The 23,020-nt window shown below is 49.9% G+C and carries 21 protein-coding genes and 3 pseudogenes; 17 read left to right on the top strand and 7 right to left on the bottom strand.

Annotated features, from left to right (window positions below; genetic code table 11):
- Positions 1-15 precede the first annotated feature (15 nt).
- Together B5D40_RS05620 and B5D40_RS05615 are read left to right on the top strand one after the other, a co-directional pair.
- Complete coding sequence (locus B5D40_RS05620) at positions 16-447, top strand: hypothetical protein (protein WP_073302209.1); 432 nt, start codon at positions 16-18, stop codon at positions 445-447.
- An 81-nt stretch (positions 448-528) separates the two neighbouring features.
- A complete protein-coding gene (locus B5D40_RS05615) occupies positions 529-1,503 on the top strand; it encodes a hypothetical protein (protein WP_078776123.1) in 975 nt (324 codons plus the stop codon).
- Between the two features lie 236 nt (positions 1,504-1,739).
- Here B5D40_RS05615 and B5D40_RS05610 read toward each other — a convergent pair whose 3' ends face one another.
- The gene (locus tag B5D40_RS05610) at positions 1,740-2,441 is read right to left on the bottom strand and encodes an OmpA family protein (protein ID WP_078776122.1); all 702 of its coding nucleotides are present in this window, start codon (positions 2,439-2,441) and stop codon (positions 1,740-1,742) included.
- 213 nt (positions 2,442-2,654) lie between these two features.
- Between B5D40_RS05610 and B5D40_RS05605 the strand changes: the two are divergent.
- Positions 2,655-2,876: pseudogene (locus B5D40_RS05605) on the top strand (type IIL restriction-modification enzyme MmeI); the annotation flags it as partial.
- 815 nt (positions 2,877-3,691) lie between these two features.
- Here the strand turns inward: B5D40_RS05605 and guaA are convergent.
- Positions 3,692-5,512 (bottom strand): glutamine-hydrolyzing GMP synthase, encoded by a 1,821-nt coding sequence (gene guaA, locus B5D40_RS05600; protein ID WP_078776121.1) that lies wholly within the window; start codon positions 5,510-5,512, stop codon positions 3,692-3,694.
- 1,072 nt (positions 5,513-6,584) lie between these two features.
- Between guaA and B5D40_RS05595 the strand changes: the two genes are divergently transcribed.
- The 4 genes from B5D40_RS05595 (at position 6,585) to B5D40_RS05580 (ending at position 12,009) form a co-directional block, all read left to right on the top strand.
- Entirely contained in the window at positions 6,585-7,142 is a 558-nt protein-coding gene (locus B5D40_RS05595) for a pseudouridine synthase (RefSeq protein ID WP_078776120.1), read from the top strand.
- Positions 7,143-7,413: 271 nt separating this feature from the next.
- Entirely contained in the window at positions 7,414-9,885 is a 2,472-nt protein-coding gene (locus tag B5D40_RS05590; RefSeq protein ID WP_078776119.1) for a DUF4859 domain-containing protein, read from the top strand.
- A gap of 262 nt (positions 9,886-10,147) precedes the next feature.
- Positions 10,148-11,080 (top strand): M23 family metallopeptidase, encoded by a 933-nt coding sequence (locus B5D40_RS05585; protein WP_078776118.1) that lies wholly within the window; start codon positions 10,148-10,150, stop codon positions 11,078-11,080.
- Positions 11,080-12,009 (top strand): tRNA-dihydrouridine synthase family protein, encoded by a 930-nt coding sequence (locus B5D40_RS05580; RefSeq protein WP_078776117.1) that lies wholly within the window; start codon positions 11,080-11,082, stop codon positions 12,007-12,009. Before B5D40_RS05585 ends, B5D40_RS05580 begins: the two co-directional genes overlap by 1 nt.
- An 11-nt stretch (positions 12,010-12,020) precedes the next feature.
- Here B5D40_RS05580 and B5D40_RS05575 read toward each other — a convergent pair whose 3' ends face one another.
- Positions 12,021-13,829: a DUF4832 domain-containing protein gene (locus tag B5D40_RS05575; protein WP_078776116.1), complete on the bottom strand. Its 1,809-nt coding sequence runs from the start codon at positions 13,827-13,829 to the stop codon at positions 12,021-12,023.
- A 101-nt stretch (positions 13,830-13,930) separates the two neighbouring features.
- On the opposite strand from B5D40_RS05575, the gene B5D40_RS05570 reads away from it, so the two are divergent.
- From B5D40_RS05570 to B5D40_RS05550, 6 genes and pseudogenes are all read left to right on the top strand, one after another.
- Positions 13,931-14,557: an MBL fold metallo-hydrolase gene (locus B5D40_RS05570; RefSeq protein ID WP_078776115.1), complete on the top strand. Its 627-nt coding sequence runs from the start codon at positions 13,931-13,933 to the stop codon at positions 14,555-14,557.
- A gap of 150 nt (positions 14,558-14,707) precedes the next feature.
- On the top strand, positions 14,708-14,836 hold the full coding sequence (locus B5D40_RS16065) for a GNAT family N-acetyltransferase (RefSeq protein ID WP_220387075.1): 129 nt from the start codon (positions 14,708-14,710) through the stop codon (positions 14,834-14,836).
- Between the two features lie 36 nt (positions 14,837-14,872).
- Complete coding sequence (locus B5D40_RS05565) at positions 14,873-15,256, top strand: GNAT family N-acetyltransferase (protein WP_198951016.1); 384 nt, start codon at positions 14,873-14,875, stop codon at positions 15,254-15,256.
- Entirely contained in the window at positions 15,253-15,885 is a 633-nt protein-coding gene (locus B5D40_RS05560; RefSeq protein WP_078776153.1) for a CatB-related O-acetyltransferase, read from the top strand. The genes B5D40_RS05565 and B5D40_RS05560 overlap by 4 nt, the downstream gene beginning before the upstream one ends.
- Positions 15,886-15,920: 35 nt before the next feature.
- Positions 15,921-16,405, top strand: a pseudogene (locus B5D40_RS16465) (adenylate kinase).
- A 13-nt stretch (positions 16,406-16,418) separates the two neighbouring features.
- Positions 16,419-16,949 (top strand): GNAT family N-acetyltransferase, encoded by a 531-nt coding sequence (locus tag B5D40_RS05550; protein WP_369832910.1) that lies wholly within the window; start codon positions 16,419-16,421, stop codon positions 16,947-16,949.
- Between the two features lie 363 nt (positions 16,950-17,312).
- Here the strand turns inward: B5D40_RS05550 and B5D40_RS05540 are convergent, their stop codons facing one another.
- On the bottom strand, positions 17,313-17,753 hold the full coding sequence (locus tag B5D40_RS05540) for a hypothetical protein (protein ID WP_073305902.1): 441 nt from the start codon (positions 17,751-17,753) through the stop codon (positions 17,313-17,315).
- Between the two features lie 105 nt (positions 17,754-17,858).
- Here B5D40_RS05540 and mltG point away from each other — a divergent pair, with 105 nt between their 5' ends.
- From mltG to recA, 3 genes are all read left to right on the top strand, one after another.
- Complete coding sequence (gene mltG, locus B5D40_RS05535) at positions 17,859-18,863, top strand: endolytic transglycosylase MltG (protein WP_233134253.1); 1,005 nt, start codon at positions 17,859-17,861, stop codon at positions 18,861-18,863.
- 163 nt (positions 18,864-19,026) lie between these two features.
- Complete coding sequence (locus tag B5D40_RS05530; RefSeq protein WP_078776112.1) at positions 19,027-19,563, top strand: CinA family protein; 537 nt, start codon at positions 19,027-19,029, stop codon at positions 19,561-19,563.
- A 41-nt stretch (positions 19,564-19,604) separates the two neighbouring features.
- Positions 19,605-20,708 (top strand): recombinase RecA, encoded by a 1,104-nt coding sequence (gene recA, locus B5D40_RS05525; RefSeq protein WP_078776111.1) that lies wholly within the window; start codon positions 19,605-19,607, stop codon positions 20,706-20,708.
- Here recA and B5D40_RS15590 read toward each other — a convergent pair.
- Positions 20,705-20,962 (bottom strand): hypothetical protein, encoded by a 258-nt coding sequence (locus B5D40_RS15590; protein WP_159446920.1) that lies wholly within the window; start codon positions 20,960-20,962, stop codon positions 20,705-20,707. The genes recA and B5D40_RS15590 overlap by 4 nt on opposite strands.
- 24 nt (positions 20,963-20,986) lie before the next feature.
- Here B5D40_RS15590 and B5D40_RS05520 point away from each other — a divergent pair, with 24 nt between their 5' ends.
- Positions 20,987-21,718 carry a hypothetical protein gene (locus B5D40_RS05520; protein ID WP_078776110.1) on the top strand — a complete coding sequence of 244 codons (732 nt, stop codon included), beginning with the start codon at positions 20,987-20,989 and terminating at the stop codon, positions 21,716-21,718.
- Here B5D40_RS05520 and B5D40_RS05515 read toward each other — a convergent pair.
- Together B5D40_RS05515 and B5D40_RS05510 are read right to left on the bottom strand one after the other, a co-directional pair.
- Complete coding sequence (locus B5D40_RS05515; RefSeq protein WP_078776109.1) at positions 21,671-22,651, bottom strand: hypothetical protein; 981 nt, start codon at positions 22,649-22,651, stop codon at positions 21,671-21,673. The two genes, B5D40_RS05520 and B5D40_RS05515, sit on opposite strands and share 48 nt — an antisense overlap.
- Before the next feature lie 76 nt (positions 22,652-22,727).
- Positions 22,728-23,020: pseudogene (locus B5D40_RS05510) on the bottom strand (hypothetical protein); the annotation flags it as partial.

Raw genomic sequence — 23,020 nt, 5'->3', positions numbered from 1 at the left:
GTTATTTTTTCAGCCGTGGGACACATTTTTTTCATCTCTGACGACCCTGCGACGGATCTTTCGGAAATCGCCAATTGGACTCTCGATTGGATGCTTTCCCATGATATTTCCGCAGACACCGCCATCTACACGTGCAAAGGTATTGCGCAGGGCGAAAAAGCCCTGGACACTCCGCTATCCCAAGGCGAATCACCAGCGCTCATCGTTCTCGACCACGCTTCTGCGCCGACAAAGGAATCCGTCCTCTTTGGCAAAAGGCTCCGCGACGCTATCCCGGAATCTTGGATTGTCGAACTTGTGGAAAAAGATTATCCCATCGACAGGGATTCTAACGAAGCGTTCCTATTGCCGAAACCCGTGAACAAAAATTCCTGGGACGAAGTCCTGCAATATGTTCTCGACGAAGCGACCACGCCGCAATGGTCGAATGCCACATTCAAGCCCTGAAACGCAAGAAGCCTGAATTCCGGCACAGCGATATTCAAGGCCATCGCGCATCCAGAAATCTCTCCCTAAAAGGTTTTGCCCATGAAAAAAGGAATCGCCTATTTTGGCGTACGAAATCCGGAACGGATCATCGACGACCTGAACGAAATCCGCCGAGCGGGATTCAACTGCATTCTGCACACCTGGTCCGAAGAAGACGAGCAATACTACCCCGAAACGATGCGGCGCATCATCGACTTGTCCGCAGACGCCGGATTCACCGTCTATGCGAATCCCTGGGGAGTCGGACGGGTTTTCGGTGGCGAAGCGTATTCGGAACTCACCGCCCGGGATCATTCCCTCTGCCAGATTTCCCTGGACGGAAGTCCTTCTGTCGCAGCCTGCCCCAACCAGCCGAAGTTCCGCGCCTACATGCACCGCTGGATAGAAAGCGTCTGCAAATCCCGAGTCGAAACCATTTTTTGGGATGAGCCGCATTTCTACTTTGAAAAGGGAAAATTGGAAAACTGGGCGTGCCGCTGCCCTGCGTGCAAACAAAAATTCCGGGAACAGTTCGGCTGCGAAATGCCAGTGGCCCTAACCGAAGAGGTGAAAAAATTCCGGGAAGATTCCCTTGTCGATTTCCTTGCCGAAATGACAGCCGACGCGCACGCCCGCGGGAAAAGGAACTGCATCTGCATGCTCCCACCCTGGTTTCCTGCCGGACTTGACGACTGGGAACAAATCGCCAAGCTTCCCTCCGTCGATGAAATCGCCTGCGACCCTTACTGGGAGCGCGGGGATTCCGAAGAAAAAATCCGTTTGAATTACGCACAGATTTCCAAGCGCATTGCAAGCATCGCCAAAACATTCGGCAAAGAAGCGCAAATGTGGATTAAAAATTACCAGATTGAAAGCGGACGGGAAAACGACATCGCAATCGCTACTGAAGAAGCCCGCCGAGCGGGAATCCAAAACATCTTCGCCTGGTCCTTTAAAGGAAACGCTTACCTTTCCTGGCTTACGTCCGACAATCCCGAACAGGTTTGGAAAATCCAGTCGGAAGCGCTTCAGTAACTTTTGGAAGCGACCAACTATTAGTTCCCAGTTCTCAGTTCCCAGTTCTAAGTTCTAAGTTCCCAGTTCTCAGTTCCCAGTTCTCAGTTCTCAGTTCTCAGTTCTCAGTTCTCAGTTCTAAGTTCTCAGTTCTAAGTTCTCAGTTCTAAGTTCTAAGTTCCAACTCTCAACTCTCAACTCATAACTAACAACTGATAACTGACCACTAACAAATAGTCACTCTAATGAAAAGGCTTCTATTCCGCGGAAACATTCACTTCGTCGGGATTTGTCACCCGGACTTCAATTCTGCGGTTCTGGCGTCTGCCGTCTTCGGTATCGTTCGACGCCTTGGGCCGGGAAAATCCGTAGCCGACTGCCGTCACGCGATCTTTGGAAATTCCCTTTTGAATCATGTAATCCCGGACGCTGTTCGCGCGGTCTTCGGAGAGTTTCTGGTTAAATTCTTCGCCGCCCTCGGAACTCGTGTGCCCTTCGATTTCCACTTTTGCCTTGGCGTTCTTTTTGAGACCCGCAATCGTCTTGTCCAACGTCGAAAGCGACGAAGGCAAAAGCTCCGCACTTCCCGCCTTGAATGAAACGCCGTGCAATTCCGCACGGGTGTCGTCAAACGCCACATTCACCGAGCCGTAGCTAGCCTTCAAAGAAACATAGGGAGTCTTGCCGCATTCAAAAGCGCCCGTCAGACTTTCGCACAGAATCGTATAGGAGTCCTCGCGGGGAATCAAAAACGAAACTTCCCCGTAGCCATTCGTTTTCACGACAATTTTGTTTTTGGGTTTACTCTCCCCGACAAAAGTCAAAGTCTTGTTCTTTTGCGGAACATCGTCGAAATTCGTATAAGAGATATTCAAAACCGCGTGCGTCTTGTTGGGAGCCAAATCTTTAGCAAAGGTCACAGAGAACGCAGCAGCAAGGAAAAGAGCAAAATGTTTCATTGTAAAATCTCCAAAGACGGGCGAAAAAATAGGAAAATTTTGAAATTGGGGAAGAGCGGGTAATAAGTTGGAAGTTGGAAGTGAGAAGTGAGAAGTGAGAAGTGAGGAGTGAAGAGTGAAATGTGTGAAGTCACTGGGAAGGACGGTCTCCCGACCGTCCAAAAAGAGGAGGACATGAAAAAGAACGATCAGGAGACCGTTCCTCCTTGCCTTATCACCCAAACCGCCCAAGCCATCCTCGACGCCCGCGCCAAATACCCCGATTGTTCCCTCGCCGACCTTTACGACGAAACCACGATGCCGCCCGAACTGCGCAAAGCCCATCAGGAAAACGATCGTGCCGTTATGCAAGCGTATGGATCCTCGCCAAAGATGACCGAGAGCGAAATCGTCGCGGAGTTGTTTAAGAAGTACGAGGAGCTGGCGAGAAAATAAGAAAAACGGATTTATTCGCGCCTGACGGCTCTCACTACAAAAAGCGAAGAACGTTAGTTCTGAGCAAATCCGTGTGTTAAAGCGAAAAAATGGCTGGCAGCCGTTCTCCTAACTCCCTAAATCACTGCTCCCGCTTTGACTAGTTCGACAAACGGTTACCGAGCTTGCCGAAGCATGGTTGCTGAGCCCGTCGAAGCACACTAACCAACGGTCCCTGAGCCAGTCGAAGGGTGGTCCCTGAGTTTATCGAAGGGCACTCGCCGCTATGCCGCTAATCACAAACTCATGCGCTTTGGAATGTTCCCAAAACAGGCTGCGGCATCGTGCCATTCGTCGTCTCGGGCAAAAATCAAGTCGTGGCATCATGCCATTCACCATCCTGAGCAAAAAATGGGTCGCGGCCCCATGCCATTCTCCGTCCCGAACAAAAAATGGGTCGTGGCACCATGCCTTTCACCGTCCCGGGCAAAAAACAGCTCGTGGCATCGTGCCATTTTTCCCACTAACCTGTGTTCAAAAAAACGTTGTTCCACCAGTTGCAAACTGTCGTTCCACTCCTGCCAGTTGCATTTGAAAACGATGATTTGCCACTCAGTTTCCCTCCTAGTTTTCTAGCAAGATTTGCAACTTGGTTTGTTGCCAAAAGCGGCAAATCTAGTTCAAAAAAGGGTTTTCAACCCGGTTATAAACTTGGTTCCATACCTAGTTGCAAAAAACAAAAAAGCCTCCGAGATTTACATTCGGAGACCTTGCTTAAGGGGTTTGGAACAGGGGTTTGCAATTTGGGTTGCGACCTAGTTCGGAAACATCACCAGCTATTCCCACTCAATCGTTCCGGGGGGCTTGTGCGTCACGTCATACCAGAGCGAGCCCGCTCCAGCCGACTCGAAACGGCGCCAAAGTTCCCCGAGCAACGCGGGTTCGATTTCGGCAAAATTCGCCGTCATCGCTTCGGAGCTGTTCACCGGGCGCATGACGATGCAGGGCTTTTCCTGCACACGAAGCGGCAGAAGCACCACGGGCATCTGCCAGATTTTTTCATACAAATCGTTTTCTTGCAAAAATTCCGTGCAGATGTTGTCGAATAAACGGAGAGTGTCAAAATTTTTCCGCGTGGCATACTGCTCAACAAGCTTCTCTTCCCCGCCGACGGTTCCAATCTGATACACCACCCGATTGATAGCCTTGAAACGGTTCGCCAATTCCGTGGAAAATTTTTCGCACCGTTTCCAAGAAAGTCCGGGAGTCGAAAGCAAAAACGGCTGCGCATAAGTTCTGCCGTCGCCCTGCACGCCGACGCTTCGAATCGGGAGAATCCGTCCGTCGATTTGATTTTCTCGCAGATATTCGGCAAGCGATTTCCCGGAAAAGTCCCGCACGTTTTCCGCAGGCACAATTTCTTCGCTGATTTTTCCCTCGCTGCAAAGCAAGCGCACGCCAAGTCCCGGGCCGGGGAAAGGGTGTCGCCAGACAAGATGATGCGGAATGCCGAGTTCCTCGCCGAGCGCACGGACTTCGTCTTTGTATAAATCGGCAAGGGGTTCCAGAACTAGCCCCTTTTCCATCAGATCCAGAACTTCCTGGACGCGGTTGTGATGCGTCTTGATTTTGTCCGCGTTTTTCGTGCCGCCGCTTTCAATCGTGTCGGGGTAAATCGTTCCCTGCGCCATCATCCATTCGTTTGGATCCAGGTGCAACTTCGCCATTTCGTCGTCCTTGACAACCAGAAATTCCCTGCCGATAATGCCGCGCTTGGTTTCCGGTGCCGTGACGCCCCGCAGTTTTTCGAGGAATTTTTCACTGGCGTCGCAGACTTTCAGATTGTCCATGCCTTCGGCTTTCAGAAAATCCACGATTTTTTGCGATTCGTTCAGGCGCATCATGCCATTGTCGATATGCAAGCCGAGAACCTTTTGAGGTCCGAGGACGCGGTTCAAAAGGACAAACGCCACGGTGGAATCCACGCCGCCGCTCACCAAAAGGAAGACTTTCCTGTTCCCGACCTGCTCACGAATGCGAGACGTAATCAGGGGCAAATAGCTCTTCATATTCCACGATTTTTCGCAACCGCAGAATTTCACAAAGTTTTCAAGGACTTTCATGCCGAAGCGGCTGTGCGTGACTTCCGGGTGAAATTGAAATCCGTAAAGTCTTTTTTCGGGGCAGGCAACGGCGGCAATCGGGCAATCGTCCGTGCTTGCGATGATTTTGTATCCCGCCGGAAGTTCCGAGACGCTGTCCCCGTGGCTCATCCACATAGGCGACGCTTGGGGAACGCCGTCAAATATCGGGTCGGCAGGTTCCAGAACCTTCAAATCCGCGATGCCGTATTCCTTGACTTTTCCCGGCTGCACTTTTCCGCCCTGCTGGAACGCCAGAAGCTGGTGCCCGTAGCAGATGCCGAGCTTCGGGACGGGAAGACTCAAAATTTCGGGGTTGTATTCGGGAGCATCCGCGGCGTAAACGCTGGACGGCCCTCCGCTGTAAATGATTCCCTTGACTCCTTCCAGTTCCGAAACGGGAGCATTAGGGGAATGGATTTCGGTAAAGACTCCGAGACGGCGAACCCGGTTCGCAATCAAATGCGCATACTGGCCGCCAAAATCGAGAACGGCAATCGTATCCATGTTTTTCATATTCGCCCGTAATTATAGAAAAAAAAGGACTTATATACAAAATTCCACCCGATTTGTTTGTAAGTGGTTAGTGATTAGGGGTTAGTTGAAAGTTGTGTGTTGGAACTGATAACTGAGTTCCCCTTGTGAAAGAAAAAGCCCCGTTTGAAAAGAAGTTCACCCTCTCGCAACGTAATACAACTTATTCCGCTCTAGAATTCAAAATTTCCCACAGCAAAGCGTGGCGGGGGATAGGGTGAAGGGATAAGGGGGCTGCCTATGAGTCTTAAGAGTTTTACTCTTTTAGACGAATTGTCCCTGGAAGGGAGCCTTCGCAAAAGCGTGCAAGGCGAATGTTGCGCCGCAAGCTTGTTTGCAGGCATTATCTTCGAGGAGACTAGTAGTATTCGTCATTGCGTACCCACCAAGGAGAAAATCAGTCATATTTGAAAGCGACCGTCACCCCGAACCCCGGAGGGGTTATACGACACTTGTCAATTTATTGACTTAGTGGAGTTATCCTCTATGTGGAGAAGCAATCCTTTCCCGCAGACAAGATTGCCACGTCGCTACGCTCCTCGCAATGACGAGGTGCCAGCACAGATTGCTTGGGCTTTGCATCCCTGAAACTTGGAATCTCCGATTCCATAGTTGAAGTATCCCTGCAAGGGACAATTCGTCTAGGGAAGCAAGCTTCCAAGGCTCATGGGGCGCTGCACAATTCGCCTAAGGGAACAAGTTCCCAAGGCTCATGGGAAAGCGAGCACCTCGCACTCTGCGAGAAGAAATTCCCCTTGTGAAAAGGAAATTCACGCTTTGAAAAAAATTTTATTTGTGAGAATTTGGAGGAAGATTGTATATAATCCCCCCAAAAAAAGGCAATCTCTAAAAATGGCTTTGGAGAATGCTTCGACAAGCTCAGCAACCGTTTGTCGAACCAATCGAAGGGCGGCAAGCAGCGTGAAGGGAAAAGGGATTCGTGGTTAGATAGACAATGCAGACTGATAACTGAAAACAAACAACTGAAAACTGATAACTACCAACTATCTAGAGATGCCCAAAAAGTTAATTTTATAAAAACACGATTTCGCCTATGCCCACGATTCTTTTCAACAAGCCTTTCGGCGTCCTCAGCCAATTCACTCCCGAAGGAAACCACCGGGCTCTGGACGAGTTCCACTTTCCCAAAGGCGTTTATGCGGCGGGTCGGCTCGACCACGACAGCGAGGGCGCGCTCCTTTTGACCGACGACGGGAAACTCATCCACAAGCTTCTTGACCCTAAAAACGGACACCCGAGAACCTATCTGGTCCAAGTAGAAGGGCAAATTTCCGAAGCGGCCATTCAAAAATTGGAAAACGGGGTGCTCATCAAAGGCTACCGCACAAAAAAATGCCGAGCGGAAATCGTCCCGGAACCCGAAGATCTTTGGCCACGCCATCCGCCGGTTCGTTTTCGGGCAAACATTCCCACATCCTGGATAAAAATCACCCTGACCGAGGGCAAAAACCGCCAGGTTCGGCACATGACCGCCGCGGTCGGCTATCCAACACTGCGCCTTATCCGCATTCAAATTGGAAAGCTCTCCCTTTCTGGATTAAAACCCGGAGAATGGAAACCTGTTCGGTTCTCTTTCCAAGACCTTCTCTAGTAGTGGTCAGAGACAAGAGATTAGTTGGGAGTTGGGAGTTAGAACTGAAAACTGATAACTAATAACTGATAACCGAGTTCACCTCGCGAAAGAAATTCCACTAAAAAATTCAATCGCGAGTACTTCTTGGAGTGTTACACACAGATCCAAAAATTTTTACACGCTTGCAACACGAAACATCCAAATTGAAAAGGTTTATTAACACTATTTTCTGCTTTCGTGGATTATTTTTTACACACCTGAATAAAAAATTTTAAAGGACGGTTTGGAAATGAAATCAAGAAATCTTTTCGCTCTGATGCTGGCTGGGTCCTTTTCCTGGACTTTTGCCGCCAACGGCGACGCTTACGTTTGGCCGGGCTACCGCTCGGACCTGGATTACGACACCAAAACGCACATCGGGGTCGTTCAGCCACCGACGCAATTTAACAACAACTGCTCCGGCGTTACCGGGAAAAAAGCCGGAAAATGGTGGGCGCTTTATTGGGGAGCCGATCGGGATTCGCGCATTACGGACGTGACCATCGACAGCATCCTGAAAAAATACGATACGGATTTCAGTTACCTCTACGACACCTTGGGTTGGGCTCCGGATGCCCAGGCGCAGGACGGCAAGTATAGTGCGATTTATTATTATGGTTCGGGGACTTGCGCCGGGGGCAGCAAGACGGATACAACCGGCGGTTGGCAGACTTATATCGCTGGTTACACGGCTGTCGCAGCTTCTTTTTATCCGCTTTATAGTTTCAACACCAGCTGCCCCTACCGTGATCGCGTGGCGCAAATGGATGCCATGATTCACGAAGGCATTCACTCGATGACTAACGCCTACCCGGGTGCCAAGGATGCGCATTGGTTCCAGGAAGCGGGCAACACCTGGATTCAGCAGGATATGTTCAGCCATCGCAATGCGGTTTACAGCGGCATGGGATTTTTGAACGCCGCAACCGTCATCGCGCCCTTTATGCCTATAGAAACTTATTCGGGCTGGCTGATTGACGGAACCTTCGGAGGCCCCGGGGGTGGTGCAGACAACGGTGGAGTCACCGGCAGGAACCAGAGATACCTTTTAGGCGGCGCCCAATACAGCAACATCTTCCCTACTTTTTTGGGGACTTGGCTTGGTACAGGCTCTGTCCGCTGGATTTATGGAAATGCTTACGGCAAGACGAAGTACCTGCTCGAAACATACGCTCTCAACGAAGGACTTGGCGTTGAAGGAACGCGCCGCCTGATTACGGAATTCCGTGCAAAACTCGCCCTTTTGGATATGAAGGAATGGTCCAACGAAATCAAGAATTTGCTAAACCAGAATTTCGGGAGCAATACTTATTGGGAACAGGATTACTGGGATAACGGAAACTACAGTTATACTTGGAAGATGACCCCTTACCAAACGGTAACTGCAAGCGGTGAATATCTTGTTCCGAATCAGGATATCACTCCGGGTTGGTCCGGCGCCAACTACATTCCGCTGAAAGTGCAAAGCGGATCCAAGCAGGTAACGGTGACGTTCTATCCCAATGGCAGCAATTCCAACAACACCAACATGAACTTCCTGATTTGCTACCGCGCGACAGACGGCACACCAGTTTACAGCGAACCCATTACCGGCGAAGGCAGCGTCACTCTTCGACTGGACAAGACACCTTCTTCCACAAACGGTGCCCAGATGGTCTTTGCCGTCGTCGTGAACACCGATTACCAATACACCAACAACACGGATATCCGTACCAAGCATTTCGACTACAAGCTGAAACTCGAAGAAGGTATCAGCGGAGCCGGCGATGCATACACCAAATACTATAATGACTTCAAACTGGACTATGATTGGAACAGCCTTCCCGGAAGCTCTTCGAGCGGCAACTCCAGCAGCTCTTCTTCGAGACCGGGCAGTTCCAGCTCCGCACCGAGCAGTTCCAGTTCTGTTCCAAGCAGCTCCAGCTCCGTTCCGAGCAGCTCTTCGACAACGCCCAGCTCCAGCTCTTCTTATACGCCGAGCAGTTCCAGCATTTCTTCTTCCTCGGAAGTTGCAGAAACCGTCGTCCTCTCCTACGATGTGAACATCACCCTCCCGATTGACGACAACTACGCCGGAGTTAAATTCGGGCTGAACCTTTCGCAAGTCTCTTCCGCTCTCGGGCTTTCCACTGCGGATATGCAGCAAGCGACTTACTTTGCCATCAACCACGACACGCAAGCGAAAAACACAAATTCTACCGCAAACGCTCCCGGACACTGGTTTGATTCCAAAGGCAACGTCGTAGATTACGGCGAATCGGCGATTTTCTATTCGGAATTTCAGTTCGACAAGGATTCCGCTGTCGTCGGACATTACCCGAACCGCGTTTCCAACGGGGATTCTTACTCGTTCCAGCAGGGATTCACCTACAACGGCAAAACCGTCCTCTATAAAGTCACCGTCAAAATCACGAACGAGATTGGCAACGGCGGCGCAACGACGGCCTTGATGTATGGAATCAGCGGACCCGCAACGCATTTCTCCTTGAGAAACAAGCGCGGCATTCTTGACATCCAATACACGCTGCCGAACAAGGACAATGTGAAAATCAGCCTGTTCAATGCCTATGGCGCACTGCTGACTTACGAAATCACCCCGCTGCAAAATGCCGGGACGCACCAGCACCAGTTCGATTTGCGCAATATGCCGCAGGGGACATACATTGTCAAATTGACGACGGGTTCTTATCGAGAAGCCAGAAGCGTCACCATTTCCAAATAACAAATACCAATCCCAACCCAAAATCCCGCCGATTTTTTTGTCGGCGGGTTTTCTTTTGCTGGCGCATGCACGAAGTGGAATGTTCCTAAATCGCGTTAGGGATCGTCGCGCGAAGGCGGCGTGACTCGCCAACCGGATGAGGCACGATGAGGGCTACGCCCGAGCAGAGCCCGACCCGCACCCGTCCGCCTTGTGTTCCCGCTCAAGGTGCGGGGAACGCCCCGGCTTTTTGACCCGGAAATTTTTCTAATTTTGCCTCGCTATGATTCGTTTTCTTTCCTGGTGCTTTCTGCTCGTCGCTATTCCGGCTTTTGCTTTAACGGAAGATGCCGCCCAGAATCTTCAAGAAACGGCGGATTCGGCGGCTGTCGCCGCAACGCCCGAAGAGGATTCCTGCGCCCCGGATGCAGAAAATCGGGATGTCCCCGAAAACGAGGAACCCTTTGCCGAGAAAGCGGATTCCAGCGAAAATGTGGCACTTGCCATGCCCGCAGACGACCCGGATACGGAACCGGAATGTTCCCTGGATTCCGCCGTTCAAACGGACTTGAGCGATTCTTCCCTGGCGGCGAGCGCTCTGGATTTTTCGGACTGGTTCTTGCCCACCGTGCACGCGACCCGCATCACTTCGCCTTACGGCATTCGCCATTACCGGCTGCACCGCGGCATCGACGTCAAGGTTTTCAAAGGGGATTCCATCGTCGCCGCCCACGACGGAAAAGTCATCAAGGCCGCGTACGAAAGACGGGGCTACGGGCATTACATTTTGCTGGAGCACCCAAATGGCACGCGGACCCTTTACGGGCACTTGTCCAAACGGCTTGTCAAAATCGGTGACGAGGTTTCTGGCGGTTCCCTCATCGGGCTGGGCGGAAACACCGGGAGATCGACAGGTTCGCACTTGCATTTCGAAATCCGTTACAAGGACATCAACATTTCACCGGAAGAGGTTTTTAATTTCCCGGACGGAGTTCTTGCCGAAAACGCGGCAAAAATTTCGACGGAAGTCGCCCGTGCCGACCACCTCGCCATCCAGCAGGAACTTTCCAAATACCGCATCTACCGCGTGAAAAAGGGAGACACCCTCGGCGCCATCGCCAGAAAATACGGCACGTCCGTGGAAAAAATCTGTCGGCTGAACCGCATCAAAAGAAACAGCGTCCTGCGAATCGGACAACGGCTTCGCTGTTCGTAATGCTTCCCGTCCACTTTGCGCCCCTCCAGGGATTTACGGATTCCGCATACAGACGAGCCCACGCCAAATTCGCCGGGGGGATCGCCGCCTATTACACGCCCTTTTTACGCCTTGAAAAAGGCAAAGCCCGCGCAAAGGACCTGAACGACCTTCTCGAAGACAAGTCCCGCGGGGAAGCGGCTGGTTACCGCCTGATTCCGCAGATTATCGCCAAGAATGCCGAGGAATTTTACCGACTCGTCGAATGCCTGCTGCAAAACGGATTTCGAGAAATCAATTTGAATATGGGTTGTCCCTTTCCCAAGCAGACGCTCGCCGGACGTGGCGCAGGAATTTTGGAACGTCCCGAAAAGGTTCAGGAAATTTTCCAAGAAATCGGACGCTATGCGCCAGAAGTCCAATTCAGCATCAAATTGCGCACGGGAATGAACAGCCCCAGCGAGATCTTCCGGCAGCTCTCCCTATTCAACTCCGCGCCCCTTTCGCACATCGTCCTCCACCCTCGACTGGGCGTGCAGCAATATCGCGGAGAACTCGACATGGATTCCTTTCGACGCTTTTACGAAGCCTGCGCGCACCCGCTTCTTTTCAACGGCGACATCGTTTCCTCTTCCCAAATCGATAAGCTGGAATCGGAATTTCCCCGACTTGCCGGAGTCATGATCGGACGCGGACTGCTGCAAAGGCCAACTCTCGCCCGGGAGTCCGCCATTCAAAAAAAGCTGGCCCCGATTCCTACCCTCCTGCAAATTCACACGGCGGTATTCAACGATTACAGGGCCAAATGGCAAAATCCGCAGCAGCTTCTCGACAAAATTCGTCCGTTTTGGACATTCGTCGACTTGCCGCACAAAATCGCCAAAGAAATCCGCAAAGCGCGTTCACTCCCCCAATACCAGAACGCCATTTTCCAACTCGCGGCGACTTGAAAATTTATGCGCTACTTCCTGCACTCTATTTTTTGGATTCGCGCAATTCCATTTCGGTCTTTAACGCGAACAACCAAAGGCCCGGCGGGAAATTTAGAAATGTCCCAAATCCATTCCCTTTCCGGAATCGCCCTTCTTTCCAGCAGGACGCCGTTCAAATCCAAAATTTCAATCTCTTGGCCGTGGCGAACAATGAGCATTTTCCCATTTTGCCGCAATTCCACCGCAGAGGTCACGGGCCGACTTTGGAGCGATTGAATTCTGTCGCTTAAGATAAAAGTGCCGACAAAATTGGAACCCGTTTCCTTATCGAAATAGTTGGAATCATTGGCAAAGCGGATAACGGAAAAATTTTCATCCGTGCGAAAATCGCCGTCCTCCGAAAAACGCACAAACACGTTCCAAAGGCCCAGGGGCATTTCTTCGGGCAGCTTCGCCAAAATCCGGAGCGTATCCGTTCCGTCATAGGAAATGGTGGTGTCGGCGTTCATTTTCCGGGAGAGGATTTTCCCAATGTCCGTGGCCGAATCCGGGCGAATTTCGTAAATGCTTTCATTTGCATCCGATTTGAAAATCAGCGTCGTGGCCTTTTTCCGGGTGACATTCCCAAAACCCACATTTTGCAGCAGCAATGCCACTTGCAATTGCCCGCCAATTCCCACGGAGTCGTTCATCCAGGAATTTCTCAGAACAAAACGGTAGCCCAGATGGTCGTTGATATACTTGAATCCGGAAATCCCGTTGTACCCGGAATCGATGGCATTGGACTTTCGCGCGGTAAAAACGTCGGTATTTTTCCAGCGTTCAATCAGATTGTAATTCCATTGGATATTCAAATAACTGGTGTGGGTGCGGAATCCCTCGTAAGCGATAAAATCCGGCGTATTGATTTCTTGATAGCCCGAAGCCGTCGTCAGCGCTTCGCCGCCATAGGGCGTGTGCATGCCGTAAGTTTCCAGCCAAGCAACTCCTTCTTCCCGGGAAATTCCGTTTTCTGCCGTAGTGCTCCAGGTTCCATAATCGTATTGCGTCCCCAAATAGCCGTCGTTAAACATTCCCAGGCGAAACAAGGTGTCCTTTTTTGCCTTGGCGATTCTCTGAAACACTTCGCTTTCCACGTTGAAGTGGACATTCGGATCGGCATCCAAGGCCGGATTCTCCGCATTCTTGGCAAAACCCAGCGCGTATGCCGCATAGCGTGGGGTCCGGGTCAAAATTTTCAATTCGGGCGGCGTGTGTTCCAAAGCAAAACGAATCGCTTCCCCGACTTTTTCGTGAGTGATCATGGTATCCGAATGCATTTCGCCATAAGCTCCGTAAATCCCGATTTCCCAAGCGGTAATCACGTCCAAGTGTTCGGAAAGAACCGGCGCCAGCTGCTCCAGATGCCGTAAAATGACGCTTTGATCTGGCGTGGTGTTGCTATGTCCGTTATACCAAGGGTCGTAGCAAAAGCGGATAATCGTGGTTCCCGAATTTTTGCGAACATTATCCAAAGTCTCTCCCAGCACTTGCAGGGCGTCCTCCGTCAAATCCCGACTCGTCCCCCGCACGGTATCGCCATCGCTTATCCACCAGGCCTTGTCGCTAAATTCCGAAAGCTCCGCCCGCAAATGCAAAAAACGCCCATACGGTTTTGCAATGGGCGTGTTCCCGGAAACCTTCAAATGCATGGTCTGGGGAGTATAAAATCCGATATCCGGATTGTAAAAACTTTGAAGATGATCCGAGTAATCCAGATTTTGAGAAACCATGGACGCGGCAAAAGCCGACATGGAAAGCGCACCCAGCGCAAGGAGGACTTTTTGAAAACGACACATAACACACCCTTGTTGAACCGTTCATCCCGTTGGCATTTAACGTCGGCATAAAGCCGCCGCAAGCAAAACACGCGAACTTTTGAAAATATATATTCAAAGGCATGAATATCCAAAATTTCATTTGCAACCCCTTTCAAGAAAATTCCTACATCGTCTATGACGACACGCGAGAAGCCCTTTTGATTGATCCCGGATTCTACAACGAAACCGAATGGAACAAAGCCAAAGATTTTATCCAAAGCAACCGACTCCTTCCCAAACGCCTCATCAATACACACCTGCATCTGGATCATTGTCTGGGCAACGGCTTCGTGGAACGGGATTTTCGAATTTCGGCAGAAGTCGGGGAAAAGGATTTATTTCTTATCCAAGGGGTTGAAAAACAGGCGGCACTTTTCGGTCTGGAAATCCACGAGAAAGTTCCCCAGCCTCGAAACTTTTTGAAAGAGGGAGACATCATCAAAGTCGGCAAGATGTCTTTCCAAGTGCTGGAAGTGCCCGGGCATTCGCCGGGAAGTCTGGCTCTTTACGAAAAATCGGAAGGCGTACTGTTTTCTGGCGACGTTCTGTTCCAAGGCGGACGAGGCCGCACCGATTTGTTTTGCGGAGACGAAACGACCCTATTGAAATCCATCCGGGAAAAGCTCCTCGTGCTGGACGCCAAAACCGTCGTATGCTGCGGGCACGGAGCGGCAACCACCATCGCCGCTGAAAAAATTCTGTATTGAATTTTAACGGAGCTTTGATGAAATGATTCGACGAGTTCGAGCTACGAGCGCGGAACCCGAAGCCCACCAATCATTAATCCCGAGCCACTCGAATACAACCGATTTTTTGAAAATGGATTTTTAGAAGAGCCTATAAACTCAAGGATTTGCATGATATTGAAAACGAAACGATTGATTCTTCGCCCTTGGAAGAAAGACGATGCGGAAAATCTATACGAATACGCCAAGGATTCCGACGTAGGATACATCGCCGGATGGCCGCCCCACCAAAACGTCTAAGAAAGCCGCAGCATTATCGAATCCGTTTTTTGCGGAGTGAAATGCTACGCCGTCTGCCAAAAAGACGAAAAAGCTATCGGAGCGATTGAACTCATTCCCAACGGACGCTCTGACTTGACAACAAGCGACAGCGAATGCGAACTGGGCTATTGGATAGGAAAGCCTTTCTGGGGAAACGGCTACATTCCCGAAGCGGCGAGCGAACTTATTCGCCGAGGATTTGAAGAGCTGAATCTTTCGGCAATCTGGTGCGGCTCCTACGAAGGCAACACAAAATCCAGACGCGTCCAGGAAAAATGCGGATTTTCCCACCATCACACCGACAGGAACTCCCCCGTTCCCTTGCTAAACGAAACCCGGACCTGCCTCATCAGCCTTTTGACAAAAGAAGAGTGGACAGCACAAAGGAAAAAACAATGAACGCCAACGAACTGCATCCCAACAAGAACCTGAAAAACATCTGCTACATCAAAAACGTCGTCCAAAATCCCAATATTCAAATCGGGGATTTCACCTACTACAATTGCGAAAAGGGCGTAGAAAATTTTGAAAAAGACTGCGTCCTGTATCATTACAAGGAATTTGGGGACAAGCTGATTATCGGCAAATTCTGCTCCCTGGGCGAAAACATCCGCTTCATCATGAATGCGGCAAATCACAACATGAACGCCATTAGCACTTATCCCTTTACCGCCATTTTGCAGCAAAGGGAGGGCGTGAACCAAAAGCATCTTGCCGAACTGCCCCAAAAAGGCGACACCGTCATCGGCAATGACGTGTGGATTGGACAAAACGTGACAATTATGCCCGGCGTCCATATTGGAGACGGCGCCGTCATCGGAGCCAACTCGACGGTTTCCAAAAACGTGCACCCTTACACCATCGCCGCCGGGAACCCTGTCCGAGAAATCCGAAAACGCTTTTCCCCAAAAGAAATCGCCATTTTACAACAAATTAAATGGTGGGACTGGGACATTCAAAAAATTCTGGACCATCTGGAAATCATTTTGGGAAATGACGTACATAAATTACAGGCTATTCAGAAATAAATTTTGAAGTCACAAAAATATCGTCGGAGAAACGAATGGTCATTTTAATTATGGGCGCATCCCACACCGGGAAAACGACCCTAGCGCAAAAACTTTTGGAAAAATACAAATATCCTTATTTCTCCATCGACCACCTGAAAATGGGGCTTATCCGAAGCGGACTGGCCCAGCTCACGCCCACCGACGACGAAAAACTCACAGAATTTCTCTGGCCCATTCTGCGAGAAATGATAAAAACCGTTATCGAAAACGATCAGAATTTGATTGTGGAAGGCTGCTATATCCCTTAGAACTGGACTAGTGATTTCGCTCCCAAATATCGCCAGCACATCCAATCGTATTGCCTGATCATGAGCGAAAATTATATCCGAAATCATTTTGACGACATTCAAAAATATGCCAAAACGGAAAAACGCCTACACGACGACTGTTCTCAGGAAAATCTCTGGAAATGACTCAAAAATTCCATCTAAATTCTATTTTCATCGATAAAAAATACGAGGTTTCCATTGAACTCTAACTCAAAAAAGAGGATTCTAGAATCCCAAAGGCTTTACTTCCGGGAAATGGAGCAAGAAGATTTTTCCGCTTTGTGCAAAACCCTGCAAGATGCCAAAGCCATGTACGCCTACGAGGGAGCCTTTTCCGACGAAGAAGTCCGGCAATGGCTAGAACGGCAAATCGCCCGCTACAAAATGTGGCATTTCGGATTGTGGGCAGTGGTTTTAAAAGAAAGCGACAGCTTCATCGGCCAATGCGGACTAACCATGCAACCGTGGAAAAACGAAGAAGTGCTGGAAATCGGATATCTTTTTGAACGGCAATTTTGGCATCAGGGTTTCGCTACAGAAGCCGCTGTCGCCTGCAAAAAATACGCTTTCGAAAAATGGAAAGCCCAAGAAGTCTGCTCAATCATTCGCGATAACAATGAGGCATCTATCCGCGTGGCTCTCCGAAACGGCATGCACAAAAAAGACAGCGGAGTTAAGCATTACAAAGGAATCGTCATGCCCCACTCTCGCTATGTCATCACCCGCCAGGAATATGCAGACAAAAACAAATAATCCTTTCGGAAAAAATTTTTCCTTCAAAATTTGCGTTTTGAAAGTTTATGGAACCAAATCCCGAGCTTGAGCCCAAATTATACAAATGATGCGTAACACCATTTTTCGGATCCACTTCGCCCCTTGAAAATCCTTTGAACAACACTCGCAAATGCAGGTCAAAATCCGTTATTAAATAAAATTGCTTTGGTGAAGTGGTTCGGCAGGCTCAGGGACCGCCGGTTAGTGAGCTTATCGAACTAGTCAAAGCACACTAACCAGCGCCAAGGGAAAAGTAGTGGTTTGTTGCTAGTGAAATTCTAAAAAAGAAACCGCCCCACTTTGAATGAGGCGGATCCTTTCTAAATCGTTTTGAAAATCGAACTAGTTTTCGTTGTTCTGCATTTCCATGGTTTCGCGGTCCATCGTATGCTGCAAGTATTCCTTGAAGTTACGATCGATATTCACTCCATCGAACTCCGCAGCGTCAGCGTCCAAAACGAACACGGCACTCGGGTTGTCCAACCAACCAATAACGTCAACTTCATCCAAGGACATCGACTTGTCGCCTTCGGCTTTCGCTACATATTCCACGATGCTTTTAGCGACCCATCCCTGACCGCAAGCACCTTTGACAAGAACCGCATCGCCATCATCTTTTACAATGCGAAGTTCGTCGGAGAAAGATGCGGTACAAACCACATCCGAACCGCCTTTCGTCTTGGTCAAATCAATATCGCCGCGTTTTGACTTCACCGATTTCGGCGCGGCAACAGCAGCGACAACCATCAAAGCAAGAAGGCAGAACAAAATTTTTTTAGTCATTTCACATCCTCTTAGGGTGGAACCCTTTTTTCTAATCTTTATCCCAAATATATCCTTTATTTTTTCAAAATGGTAGGGATTTTTTCTTTTTATATTCCCATTCGTATGAAAAAATTTGTTTTCGCCCTATTTATTCTTCTATCGATGGCCGCCATCGCCCTTTATGGGGCCAAACGCCAGATTTTTGCCCCTTCGGACAACCGGACCTGGACCACCGTCCAAGTAGAAAGCGGTTCTTCGGCCCTTAAAGCGGGCAATATGCTGGTAAAACAGGGACTTATTTCCCATGCCAAGCTCTTTTCCTGGTGGTGCCGAATCCAAAAATTGCAGCTAAAGGCCGGCTGGTACGACATTCCGCCCCAAACTAGCATCGCTGGAATGGCAAAGATCCTGACCTCCGGCAAGACGGCAAACCGCAAAGTAACCATTCCCGAAGGTCGCGCTTCGTGGGAAATGCCCGCCTACTTCCGCAAAGCCTTTCCCGCTTTCGATTCCACAAAATGGGAAGCCCTCGTCCACGACCCGCAATTTGCCCAGGAACTCGGCGTCGATGCAGAAAGTCTGGAAGGCTACCTGCTTCCCGACACCTATCCCATTGAATACGGTGCTTCGGAAAAAGACATCGCTCGCCAAATGGTCAAAGCCAACCTGAAACTGCGCGACGAACTCGAAAAGGAAAACAGCCCCCTGTGGAAGGAACTCGGTGGCTGGCATAAAATACTGACCCTCGCCAGCGTCGTCGAAGAAGAAACAGGAAAAATCGAAGAGCGAAATCTGATTGCCGGCGTTTTTGTGAACCGGCTGCGCATCGGAATGCCGCTCGGTGCCGATCCGACGGTTCGCTTTATCTTTCGGAACCTCTCCGGCCCGATTTACAAAAGCCAGCTGCAAAGCGACAGCCCTTACAACACGCGACGGTTTCAAGGACTGATGCCGGGTCCGATTTCCAATCCCGGGAAAAAAGCCATTGTCGCAACCCTTCATCCAGCCCGAACGGACGTCCTTTACTTTGTCGCCAAAGACGACGGTTCCGGAACCCACTTTTTTTCCAGCTCGCTCGCCCAGCACAACAAGTTCAAATCCACCGCCGCAAGAAATCGGGGCGAATAGTTTTCAACCGACGAGCCCTGAGTTTATCGAAGGAAGCCTGACTCACGAACCGCTCTCAACGGACAACGAACCTCCGATTTTTTGAAAAGGATTTTTAGAAGTGGCTTTTTGTCATATTCTGTCAATCCGACATTCTATCTTATAGGAAAAAGGAACTAAAACCATGACAACAGAACCCAACACGAATACGCTGAACGAACTGCTCGAAAATCTGGCCGGACTTTTACAGCAAAAAGGCGAAACGCTTTCCACCGCCGAATCTTGCACCGGTGGAATGGTCGCCAGCGAATTGGTCGGGCTGCCGGGCGCAAGCGTTTTTTTCAAAGGCGGAGCCTGTACATACTGGAACGACGCGAAACGGGACATTCTTGGCGTTCCCCAAGATACTTTAGATAGATTTGGAGCCGTCAGCGAAGAAACCGCACTCGCCATGGCCGAAGGCGCACGCCGGATTTACAAAACGGATTGGGCCGTTTCTACAACGGGAATCGCCGGACCGGACGGAGGAACTAAGGAAAAACCAGTAGGACTCGTATGGATGGCCGTCGTTTCCGATTGTAAAAAAATCGTATTCTGTGAAAAATTTTCGGGAAACCGTGGACAAATCCGCCAGAAAAGCGTCTTTAAAGTACTGGACACTCTGCGCGGTGCTCTCACCAACGAAAATGAACAGAAAAGCACTTGCACAAAAGTTCAGTAGTTTGTATATTTAAGTTCAAAAAATCACTTGGAGATACCAAAATGGCAAAGAAAGCAGCGACCTCTCTCAACAAGCCCCTTTCCGGAGAAAAGGCTAAAGCCGTCGAAGCGGCTATCGCACAAATTGAAAAGAATTTCGGCAAGGGTTCCATCATGACGCTGGGAGGACAGCCAGAACAGAATATTCCCGTCATCCCGTCGGGCTGCATCCAGCTGGATATGGCACTCGGAGTCGGCGGATTCCCGCGCGGACGCATCATCGAAATCTACGGACCGGAGTCTTCCGGAAAAACGACCCTTTCCCTCCACGCCATTGCCGAAGCGCAAAAACAAGGCGGAGTGGCCGCCTTTATCGACGCGGAGCACGCTTTTGACCCGGTCTATGCCCGCCACTTGGGAATCAACATTGACCAGCTTTTGGTTTCCCAGCCCGATACGGGCGAACAGGCTCTCGATATTGCCGAAACCTTGGTGCGTTCTGGGGCCATCGACCTTATCGTCATCGACTCGGTAGCGGCTCTCGTTCCGCAAGCGGAAATCAACGGCGAAATGGGGGACAACCACGTCGGATTGCAAGCACGCCTCATGTCCCAAGCCCTTCGCAAGCTCACGGGCATTCTTTCCAAATCCAACACTTGCATGATTTTCATCAATCAGCTCCGTATGAAAATCGGCGTGATGTTCGGCAACCCGGAAACGACGACCGGCGGAAACGCCTTGAAATTCTACGCATCCCAGCGTCTGGACATCCGTCGCATCGCCCAAATCAAAAACGGCGAAGATGTCATCGGCAACAGGACCCGCGTAAAAATCGTCAAGAACAAAGTCGCGGCGCCGTTTACCCAATGCGAGTTCGACATCCTCTACGGGCAGGGAGTTTCCCGCGAAGCAAGCATTCTCGACTTGGGCGTTGAATTGGATGTCATCGAAAAGAGCGGATCCTGGTTCTCGTATAACGGCGAGCGTATTGGACAAGGCCGCGAAAGCGCTCGCCTGTTCCTGAAAAACAACCCGGAAATTTGCAGCGAGATCGAAACGAAAATCCGCGAGAACATGAAAGACGTGAAAATGTTCGATATTTCCGAAGACGAAGCCCTTTCTACGGACGATTCCATTTCTCCGGAAGCTGCCGCAGAAGAAGCCTAAAATTTCGTTGATAACAGAAAGTCCTTTTCTCTATCCGTCAAATTCGGTTTCGCCATATTCCGAAGTCCAGCGAAAGAGGAAAGGGCTTTTGCTTTAGGTCTCCTAAAAGCACGGCTAAAGAAAAGAGACGACCGCTGCTGTTTCTTGCTTATTTGTTTGGATTCCAAAACCATGGATAAAATTTCCGAACGGATATAAATTATATTGTATTGGCCACCATTTAAAAATGGCTTTGGTGAAAAAAGCTGGTCCATCGCCTATTCCAATTTTACGATTTCATGATTCTTTCCGCCCCTAAAACAACCTTGTTGCTCGCCTTGTTCTTTTCTTCCGTTTGCGCTGAAGAATGCCCCAAGCTGCTGATGGATTCTGCCGCGGTGATCTCCGCAGAGGGCCGCTTTATCAACCGGGAACATTCCCGAATCCACGTGGACATTATCTGGCAACACCAGCCCTTTACCGCCGACACTTTCGACATTTCCGTATCGGGAAAAGAATCTTTCCGTTATGTCTCTGCGGAAAATTTCCGCTACATCGAATTAAAGCCCGAAAATTTCCGGCGACTGATGGCCATGCACCACTTGAAAGAAAACATCGGAGAGAGTCCCATCAAATGGGACGATCTGGAACTTCTCGCCCGAGGTGCGTTCTTGTGCCCGGACAGCCAGCACAGCCCACCCGCCTCTTTCCTCACCGCAAAATCCCAGACCTGGCAAAGCTTGACCCCGAACACGTTCCCGACTCCCGATTCCGTCCAAATGAGCGACTTCAACGCCCAAAACAAACGGACAATCCGAATCCACTCCTGGAAGCCCTACGACAATATGCTTCTGCCGACCATTCTGGATTTTTGGGGAAACGACTATCATGGTTCTTTATGGATTCGGACGGCGCGAAAAATAGAGGCGCAGCGCCCTCAAACGGAAAGTCCAAAGAAAATTCAACCCGACAAAAAAATGCGTTTATGGAACTGGCTGGATATCAAATCCGAAATTCCGCTGGAACTGTAGGTGGACAAGAAACTGCTGGGAAACATCCCCGCTGTAAAAGCGGTCTTTTTCCCGCATCCAAAAGCCCCCCAAAAGGGTCACTTTGCTAGGCGATTTTTTCCCCCAGCGGAAAGACGGACCCACCAACCCAATCGTATAGCTTAAAGGTTCCTTCAGATAAGTGCCGTCCGAAGAGCGGGAATTGCCCGTATTATACTGGTTCAAATGGCAAGCGACCGCCCAGTGTTCCGAAAAGGGAATATAGGCGAAGGCGACCAGATCTATAATAAAGTCCCTACTGAAAACCGGGATATTTCTGCGATAGTCGAAGCTTTTCCCTTCAAATTGAGTGCTGATATCCACCAGCGTAAAATGCGCCCCAATCCCGAGCAGGCCGTCCCCCAACAGCGCATACTCCATATTGAGATAGAACGCGAAATTCTGCATAAAATCCACCGCAGCGTCTTTGGAAAACACCCGGTCGCTCATCCAGTCCGCATTCCACGAATCCGCGATGCTTCCGTTTTTCGAATTGCTCGCCAGAGTCATCTCTACGTTGGAATTGAAATAGGTGTAGTGTTCGTAAATAAAGCGAACTTCGATTTGCGGATTCATCTGGAGAGGGCGACCTCCGATTCCCAAACGAAATCCCCCATAAAAAGGCGAAGCTTCCAAATCGAAGGAAAAACGCAAAAATGCGGCATCCGGATCCAAAGGTTCCCCATAAGGCAGACTGCGCAGCGGTTCAATCCAATTGAAAGAGGCTGTTCCCGTTGCCTGATTCAACCACTCGCCCCACACCACAGGCGTATTCCCCGAAAGAACCACGCTGGCATTCGGACCATACCGCAACCGGTAAAGCCCATCAAAGTCAAAAATATCGCCGACAGCAAGGCCCGTAAAAAGCAGGCCGCAGCTCGCAAGTATTTTTAATCGGCGATAGAAACTCATCATGGGCAAATCTAAAAAAAAATTTGATTGTCTCTTGGTAAAACTTTTGAGGAATTCTATATAGTCAGCCCTTAAAAAGTCACTTTGCGAACGCAAGATAAGGACGTTCGCATTTTTTGTTCATTCCGTTCCACAGAAGGCAAAAACAGTATAGCCATTCCAACAGAACAAAAAAGCGTCTCATGGCCCTCTTGAAGTTGAACGCTGCTGCTGCAAGCTTTGCGTTGAGCATGTCGCCAAAGATTCCCTTGTAGAAGTTGCGACCCATGCGGTGGTCGCTCTTCAAGTGACCATTGATTGGTTCGATGCCAGCCCTCTTGCAAAAAAGCTTGTGAGCCTTTTTCTTCTGGTAGTAAGTCGCGTTTTTCTTCG

The sequence above is a fragment of the Fibrobacter intestinalis genome (assembly GCF_900167415.1).
In the GTDB taxonomy this organism is placed as follows: Bacteria; Fibrobacterota; Fibrobacteria; order Fibrobacterales; family Fibrobacteraceae; genus Hallerella; species Hallerella intestinalis.
This window is presented reverse-complemented; position numbering and strand designations above follow the sequence as displayed.